Origin of the sequence: Micromonospora sp. NPDC049274 (genome assembly GCF_040678875.1) — a bacterium.
Taxonomy (GTDB): domain Bacteria; phylum Actinomycetota; class Actinomycetes; order Mycobacteriales; family Micromonosporaceae; genus Micromonospora.
The window spans coordinates 171,184-178,798 of sequence record NZ_JBFAQS010000015.1; the positions used below are offsets into that span (position 1 = coordinate 171,184).

Below are 7,615 nucleotides of genomic sequence, written 5' to 3' on the forward strand. Positions count from 1 at the left end.
TCTCCGCGTGGCCGCAGGTCCGCCACGGCCGCCTGGTCACGCCTCGGAGTCGCGGACGTCGGCTGCCTCCCGCCCGATCGGCGAGGCGGGAAGCTCCGGCGGCTGCCCCCGGCTCCGCAGCGCGTCGAGGAACGCGACCAGGGCCAGCACTCCGGCCACCACGCTCAACCCGACCATCGGCGTCCACCGCGCCAGCGCCGGCGTGCTCAGCAGCAGGGCCGCCAATCCGATGATGCGGGAGCGGGAAAGCCGGCCGAAGACCTCGTGCTCCAGCCGCAGGCGGGCGACCAGGAAGAGCATCGGACCGCCCACCACGAACAGGAGCCAACCGGGCCGCGGCTGCCCGAACGGATGGTCGATCACCAACTCGTAGCCGACCGCCGTGACGAGCACGCTGAGCACGATCAGCAGATGCGTCCGTTCCGACACCGCGCCCAGCCGGCCGGGCATGGACGCCCGATCCAACGCGTCGGTCAGCAGCAGACCGGCCCGGTGAAAGTAGATCCGCCAGAGCAGCGCGCTGGTGGTGAACGCGACAGTGAAGGCGGCTGCCCGCTCGGCGGAATAGTCCGTACCGCTGAACACCACGCCGATGACCAGAATCGACTCACCGAGCGCGATGAGAAACACTTGCTGGTAGCGGTCGGCGAGATGAGTCCCCGCGATCCGCCAGCGGCCCACCTTCGAGGCGCCGAGCCATGGCAGCGGCCAGCCCAGGGTCCAGGCAAGGTAGTCGACGGCGAGCGCGGCGGCCCACAGCGGCAAGCGCAGCCGGTCCGGACCCAGGGCGCCGGTCAGCCACAGGGGCGCGCTCGCCGACGCCCACACGGCAAGCCGGAACGGCACCAGCCGTCGCGGGTGGCCCCGCAGCGCGGCCGCGACCACCAGCGGCCGCACCACCATCACCATCAGGTACGCGACCACGAACGGCAGCGCTCGCTCCTCCATGGCGCGCGGCAACGTCACCGCCATGATCAGGCCGGCGAACATGGTGCCGACCACGACTGCCTGAATGAGCGGCTGCTCTGGTTCGTAGCGACTCGTGATCCAGGCGGTGTGGGACCAGATCAGCCAGAGCGCCAGGAAGAGCAGCAGGGTACGTCCGAACCCGCTGATGAGCGGCCAGCTGGCGTCATCGCCCAGGCCGGCGAACCGTTGCGAGACCCGGGTGAGGGCCACCACGAACGCCAGATCGAAGAACAGCTCCAGGAACGTCGCCCGGCCCGAACTGGTGAGAGGACGCAGCAGTTCGGCGCCCCGACCCGCCGCCATCGTCCGCCTCCGTCCGCCCCTGTCACCAACGAGCCGGCCGCCAGAGGAGTTGCGTCAGCCCATATCCCCCCGCACGACACCTGGTCTAGCTGGACGCGCCTGGGCGAGCAGGCCAGGGCACTCGCAGATCAGATAAGGATCGGACTGTCAATGAGCGAATCGCGATTTATTGAGGCCACGAGTGACCCGGAACTGCAAGATATTGAGATTGCCGTCTCTGCTGGGGGAATTACTGGCCGACGAGGGAAACCCGTCTCTATGCTTGCCGCCGACCACACTGCGGCTCGTTCGGGCCGAGGGACACCAATACGAGGATTTGCGAATGCGCCGAAAGTCTGCCCCGAGCAACGGCACTGCCAGCGTCAGTGACGTGACAGAGGAGGGCCAACCGACGGCCACGGAGGACGTCGCGCGCCGATCTGCGGTCGCCGAGGAGCAGGCGTTTCTCGACGTGGCCGCGGCCCGCCGCGACAGGCTGGTCGAGCACCTACAGGTCGAGCTTGCCGCGGAGGCCCTGGACGCGTTGGAGCAGGCCCGGCAGCGCATGCTCCGCCAGCAGTACGACGAGCTCCGCGGAGCAGGGGAAGGGCTGGTCTTCGGCCGCCTCGACGGACTTGATGGCACCGTGCGCCACGTGGGCCGTGTCGGTCTCCGCGACGACGCCGAGGACGGTGAGCCACTGCTGGTGGATTGGCGGGCTCCCGCAGCTCGGCCGTTCTACACCGCGACGGCTGTCGACCCGCAGGGCCAGGCACGGCGCCGGCACATACGTACCAGGGGATCCGCAGTCGTCGGCGTGGACGACGAGCCACTGGACGGAACCGCGACTGCCGAACTCGTCGGCGAGGGCGCTCTCCTGGCCGCCCTCGACCAGCGGCGCACCGGCCGCATGTCGACCGCTATCTCCACCCTGCAACGCGAGCAGGACGAGATCATCCGAGCGGAGGCGACCGGCCCGCTGATCGTTCAGGGCGGTCCCGGCACCGGCAAGACAGTGGTCGCTCTGCACCGCGTGGCGTACCTGCTGTTCACGTACCGCAAGATGGCCGAGCAGGCGGTCCTGGTCCTCGGCCCCTCGTCGCGGTTCCTCCAGTACATCGCCCAGGTGCTGCCCGCGCTCGGTGAGACCGCCGTCGTCTCGGCGACCTGTGACACCCTGCTGGCCGACGTTCAGGTTGGCCGCGACGAGAGCCGGCTCCTCGCCGAGATCAAGGGCCGCGCCCTCTGGCAGCCCGCGCTCGAAAGCTACGTCGCGTCACTGCTCCCCCGGCCGCGCGAGCTGAAGGTGCGCTGGGAGGGCGAGTTCTACGTCATCCCCGCCACAACTGTGGCGCAGGCGCTCGCGTCGGCGGTGCAGGGACGCCCGTACCACCGCGCACGCGCGGCGTTCGCCGAGCAGGTGCACCACCTCCTCGCCGATGTGGTCGCCGAGCAGCGCGAGGCGCTGATGGACGAGATGGAGGAGGGCTTCGAGGACATCCTCGCCCGCGTCGACAGGGGCATGGGGCATGATCCCCACTCCACCCGGAGGTCCACCGGCAGCGACATCGACGGTTTGCTCTCCGAGGAGGAGATCGACCAGCTGCGCTGCCGTATCGCCGAGAACGCCACCATCGCCCGTTTCATCGAGGCATGGTGGCCCACCCTCCACCCCGAAACCCTGCTGGACGATCTCCTGACCGACCGCACCCTGCTGGGCCGCTTCGCCCCGCAGCTCTCCCCCGAAGAGATCACCGCCGTCGCCGCCGAGCCCGCCGGATGGGCATCCAGCGACATCCCTCTGCTCGACGCGCTCGCCGAGCTGCTCGGCGAGGTCGACGCCCCGCAACCACAGGGCGAGTTCGTCGCCGACCGCGCACGCCGACAGCGTGGCTGGGTGTACGGCCACGTCGTCATCGACGAGGCGCAGGAGCTGTCCGAAATGCAGTGGCAGATGGTTCTCCGGCGCTGTCCCAGTCGCTCCATCACCGCTGTCGGCGACATCGACCAGGCGGAGGCGGCCCACCGGCACACCAGCTGGGCACAGGCGGTGCAGGCCGCTTTCGGAGACCGTTGGACCGCAGCGGAACTCACCATCTGCTACCGGACGCCGCGTGAGGTCATGGACCTCACCGGACCGGTCCTTGCGAAGGCTGGCAGCCACAACGCACCACCGCGGGCGGTACGCTCCGCCGGCATCGCCCCCTGGGAACGCATGGTCGGACCCGCCGAGCTTGTCGGTGCTGCCGCCGAAGCAGTGCGACAGCTACGGCAACGGTGGCACGGCGGCACCGTCGGCGTCATCGCCCCCGCCGACCGCATCGCCGAACTCCACGCCGTGCTGAGTGATGTGCCAGTGCTCACCGCGACCCAGTCCAAGGGATTGGAATGGGACGCGACGCTCCTCATCGACCCCGCGGGAATCGCCGCCGAGCCGCGCGGCTGGAACGGGCTCTACGTCGCGCTCACCCGATGCACCCAGGAACTCGGACAGCTGATCCTCAGGCAGCAGCAGTCGCCACGCCCATGACGTGTCTCCGGGTCTCAGGCGTGTCCTCGGCACCTCCGAAGGCGCATGTGTTGCGGCGACCTGACCATGGGAGGCAGCTCAGTGGCGGCTGGGCAGCGGGTCTGCGCTCCCCGGCAGGCGGTAGACGAGAAGCGTCTGCTCGGGCCGCTCGGCGACGTGGAACGCGGTTCCTGGATGAGCGACGACGAGACGGCGACCACGGTGTGGAACCTGGTCCGCTCCGGGCTTCTGGACCTCTCCGCGGTCGAGTTGCTGACTGTCGGTCTGGACAACCCGGCGGCCGCACTCGACCTGGCGGAGCATACGACGGGCCTCGGCTTCGTAGCCCTCGTCCCCTGACGTCCCCTGCCTTCGGTTGGATGGGGTCGACCTCGTCGCGGCCCGCTCGGCTGGCGCGGGCCGAAAGCAGGTCGCCTACTCCGGCCGCAGGCTTGGCAGATAGAAGTGCGGCAGGGGTCGGCTCAGCATCCGCCCGGGGCTCTCGCCGGTCAGACGACGAAACTCGTTGATGAAGTGGCTCTGGTCGTAGTAGCCGGCGGCCAACGCGACGGGGGCGACGCTTCCTGGCGCACCCAGCAGCATTGTCCGGATCACTCGTTGGAATCGAACCAGCCGCTGGAACTCCTTGGGTGACACTCCGGCGGCGGCTGCGAACCCTCGACGGAGGTGCCTGGCGCTGATGCCCAGCGTCGGCGCCAGGTCCTGCAGAGAAGTCGAAGCCGGGTGACGGTACAGCTGCTGGACCGCGACCATGATGCGCGGGTCTGTACGCCGGATCGGCTGGCGTTGTAGCAGTCGTTCGGCCCTGGCCGCCTGTACCGCGAAGTCATCGGCGCCGTCGAGAACGGACGCGAGCTGGCGGCCGACCGGACCCAGAAGGTCACCGATGTCGACTACCCGGTCGATCAGGTCTTCCGCTGGAATGTCGGTCAGATGGGCAAGAGCGCCGGCTCGCAGGCGGACGGCGGTGAAGGCAACGATTCCGTCAGCCGTCAGACGCCACCGCCTCCGGCGCATACACAGCAGGTGGGCCCGGGGTAGCAGGACCGAACCTTCGGTGTCGTGCGCGGTGATCGGCGCGCCTCGGTGGACGATCAACTCCGCGCCGGTGCCCGGAAGGAGCGCCGGCAACTCACTCGGTGCGCCTTCCCAGGTCCAGATCCGATCGACGTACCGTGCGAGCTGCCGTCCAACCGGCACAAAAGCCCTGCGCACGATACGTATCGTAGCTGGTTCGCCGGCTCGGCCGGAATGTGCTGCGTCGGCGTGCCAGCATGCAGTGGATGGCCGTTTTTTCCTATCGGTTCGCCTGGCTGACGACAACCATGACCGTCATGACGGTTGTATTCGCCACCCTGAAAGCGCGTCCGGAGCGCGTGGACCAGGTACGGAACGAGCTTCTGGAACTCAAGCGGTTGACGAATAGGGAGCCGGGTGCGCTCGGCTACGCGGTCTACGGTGGGGCCGACGGAGTCTTCGTGGTCTTCGAACGTTACGTCGACCAGGCTGCCTGTGATGCCCACTTCGCCGCCCCGTACGTGAACGCGTTCTTCGCCCGAGTTCCGGAACTGCTGAGCGACGAGCCGCAGGTCCAGTTCGTCGACGAAGTGTCGACTTCTGACGCGTGAGGAGGTGAGCGGGATGCAGGACCGTGTGCTGGGCGAGGGCCTCGTCGTTTCCGCTGTCGGTCTGGGCTGTATGGGGATGACCTTCGGCTACGGCACCGTCGCGCGCGAGCGGGCTGTCGCCACGATAGATCGGGCGTTGGAACGCGGGATCACGTTCTTTGACACCTCCGACCACTATGGCTCGGGCACCAATGAGTCGTTGGTCGGCGAGGCACTCGCCGGTCGGTGGGGTGAGGTGCGGATCGCCACCAAGTTCGGGTCGATGCCGGTTCTCGATCCGGGACGTGTTCCCGACGGCAGGCCCGAGCAGATGCGCCTGGCGCTGGAGGGTTCACTGCACCGGCTGGGCGTGGACACCATCGACCTCTACTACCTGCATCGGGTAGATCCACTTGTGCCGATCGAGGAGACCGTCGGCGCAATGGCCGAACTGGTGGTGGAGGGCAAGGTCCGGCACCTGGGTCTCAGCGAGGCCTCGGCGGAAACAACCCGTCGCGCCCATGCGACACACCCGATCACGGCAGTCCAGAGCGAGTACTCGCTGTGGAGTCGCGACGTGGAGGCCGAGGTGCTGCCCACGTTGCGGGAGCTCGGCATCGGGTTCGTGCCGTACAGCCCGCTGGGCAGGGGCTTCCTGACGGACGCGATCACGTCGGTGGAGCAGCTCGCGGCGGACGACTTCCGGAGGGTCAGTCCTCGTTTCCAGGGTGACAACTTCCTCCACAACCGCCGCCTGTTGGATCCGTTGCGCAGCGTCGCCACAAGCATCGGTGCGACGCCGGCTCAAGTCGCGCTGGCCTGGGTGATGAATATGTTCCCCACGGCCGTGCCGATTCCCGGCACCACCAGGCCCGAGCGGGTCGACGAGAATGTGAACGCGCTGCGGGTGAAGCTCAGCGACGCGGACCTGGCCGACCTGGACTCCGCCTTTCCGCCTGGAGCGTCCGCCGGAACGCGCTGGCCCGAACACATGATGGGCCTACTGAACGGCTGACGATGGCGCCGCGCCCACCGGCGTCCGTCGGGACCGCACTCGGTCAGTCACCCATCTCCGCCAGAGGCGGGTGGACCGCTCTGTTTCCGCACCGCTGCCGCGCAGTTGAGCAGGGCCCTGGCCAACTCTTCGGCCCGGTCCGCCGACAACCACAACGACCCATGGGGCACATCGTCATCAGGACCAGCCAACCCAGCCGTCAGGGTCTCTGCTGGCACTTCGACGTCGAGTCGAACGAAATGACGCCCTCTGCTGTAGCCGACGAAGGCATCCAGATACCGGTCATCATCGAATGTCACCGCTGCATGCTGCCACAGCCGGTCGCCATGCAACGGATCTTCGACGTCGAGGCGTGGTCACTCGGGGTCCTGGCCCACCCGATACCGGCCTGACACAGGGCCGTACCCCACGCTGCGCTGTCGTGACCGGGGCGAGGCACGTGACCGCGCCCCGCCCCGGACTGGATCAGAGCTCCCGGTAGTAGACGGCTACCGGCAGCGGCGTACACCCAAGTGTTTCGTACAGGGCTCGGGCGGGCGCATGGAACTCGTCGCCGCCCGTGCCGATCGTGACGACCTCGGCGCCGAGTTCCCGCATCGCGGCGAACGCGTGCTCGCACAGTACGGTGCCCGCGCCGAGCCGGCGGTGCTGCGCGGACACGGCGAGGATCGTGACGCTGCCATTTCGGTGCTCAGGCTCTACCGCCCAGGCCACATAGCCGGCGATGACGCCGTCGATCTCGGCGACCGCGACGTACCGGTGCTCGGCGGGGTCGTGGAGCTCGGCAACCTGCTTGACGTAGTCGTCGCGCCACTTGCCGTGCTGGTTGGCGAAGACGACCTCGCCCACGAGGGGGCGGAAGGAGTCTTCGTAGAACGGCCCGAACGTCTCGATGGTCAGTTCGGTGAGCCGGGTCAGGTCATGCTGAAGAAACGAACAGATACGCATATGAGTGCGCCTCTCGAGCTGAGGTTCTGAAAGCCAACAGACCGGGCATCAGATGGTCAGCAAGCGGCCGGATCGACGGCGAGCCGACCCTCAGCGGCGGGTCCGCCAGGCGGCGAAGCAACTCATGCTCGGAATCCTACCGGGCGGTGCAATCGCACCAGAGGCTGTCAGAGCGCGTTTCACATTGCTGTCAGTCGGGTGTGTTGTAGGTGAGGCGTTGTTGGCGGGTGGCGGGTTCGCCTCGGGTGAGACGGCGGAGCATGC

8 protein-coding genes are annotated in these 7,615 nt (G+C 68.2%); 5 read left to right on the top strand and 3 right to left on the bottom strand.

Annotation, left to right across the window (positions count from 1 at the left end):
• Nucleotides 1-36 precede the first annotated feature (36 nt).
• A complete protein-coding gene (locus AB0K10_RS25440) occupies nt 37-1,272 on the bottom strand; it encodes a low temperature requirement protein A (protein WP_363687391.1) in 1,236 nt (411 codons plus the stop codon).
• A 370-nt stretch (nt 1,273-1,642) separates the two neighbouring features.
• Between AB0K10_RS25440 and AB0K10_RS25445 the strand changes: the two genes are divergently transcribed.
• Nucleotides 1,643-3,781 carry a UvrD-helicase domain-containing protein gene (locus AB0K10_RS25445; RefSeq protein WP_363687393.1) on the top strand — a complete coding sequence of 713 codons (2,139 nt, stop codon included), beginning with the start codon at nt 1,643-1,645 and terminating at the stop codon, nt 3,779-3,781.
• Nucleotides 3,782-3,862: 81 nt separating this feature from the next.
• On the top strand, nt 3,863-4,120 hold the full coding sequence (locus tag AB0K10_RS25450) for a hypothetical protein (RefSeq protein ID WP_363687395.1): 258 nt from the start codon (nt 3,863-3,865) through the stop codon (nt 4,118-4,120).
• 75 nt (nt 4,121-4,195) lie between these two features.
• On the opposite strand, the gene AB0K10_RS25455 is transcribed toward AB0K10_RS25450, so the two are convergent.
• Entirely contained in the window at nt 4,196-4,996 is an 801-nt protein-coding gene (locus AB0K10_RS25455; RefSeq protein WP_363687396.1) for an AraC family transcriptional regulator, read from the bottom strand.
• A 68-nt stretch (nt 4,997-5,064) separates the two neighbouring features.
• On the opposite strand from AB0K10_RS25455, the gene AB0K10_RS25460 reads away from it, so the two are divergent.
• The 3 genes from AB0K10_RS25460 (at nt 5,065) to AB0K10_RS25470 (ending at nt 6,795) form a co-directional block, all read left to right on the top strand.
• A complete protein-coding gene (locus tag AB0K10_RS25460) occupies nt 5,065-5,409 on the top strand; it encodes a putative quinol monooxygenase (protein WP_363687398.1) in 345 nt (114 codons plus the stop codon).
• 25 nt (nt 5,410-5,434) lie between these two features.
• Nucleotides 5,435-6,403: an aldo/keto reductase gene (locus AB0K10_RS25465; protein WP_363687400.1), complete on the top strand. Its 969-nt coding sequence runs from the start codon at nt 5,435-5,437 to the stop codon at nt 6,401-6,403.
• A gap of 161 nt (nt 6,404-6,564) precedes the next feature.
• Nucleotides 6,565-6,795 (top strand): hypothetical protein, encoded by a 231-nt coding sequence (locus AB0K10_RS25470; RefSeq protein ID WP_363687402.1) that lies wholly within the window; start codon nt 6,565-6,567, stop codon nt 6,793-6,795.
• A 73-nt stretch (nt 6,796-6,868) separates the two neighbouring features.
• Here the strand turns inward: AB0K10_RS25470 and AB0K10_RS25475 are convergent, their stop codons facing one another.
• On the bottom strand, nt 6,869-7,351 hold the full coding sequence (locus AB0K10_RS25475; RefSeq protein ID WP_363687404.1) for a GNAT family N-acetyltransferase: 483 nt from the start codon (nt 7,349-7,351) through the stop codon (nt 6,869-6,871).
• Nucleotides 7,352-7,615 lie beyond the last annotated feature (264 nt).

Coding starts and splice junctions, on each gene's coding strand:
- AB0K10_RS25440 (WP_363687391.1), bottom strand. CDS start 1,272: ATGGCGGCGGGTCGGGGCGCCGAACTGCTGCGTCCTCTCACCAGTTCG.
- AB0K10_RS25460 (WP_363687398.1), top strand. CDS start 5,065: ATGGCCGTTTTTTCCTATCGGTTCGCCTGGCTGACGACAACCATGACC.
- AB0K10_RS25470 (WP_363687402.1), top strand. CDS start 6,565: ATGGGGCACATCGTCATCAGGACCAGCCAACCCAGCCGTCAGGGTCTC.
- AB0K10_RS25475 (WP_363687404.1), bottom strand. CDS start 7,351: ATGCGTATCTGTTCGTTTCTTCAGCATGACCTGACCCGGCTCACCGAA.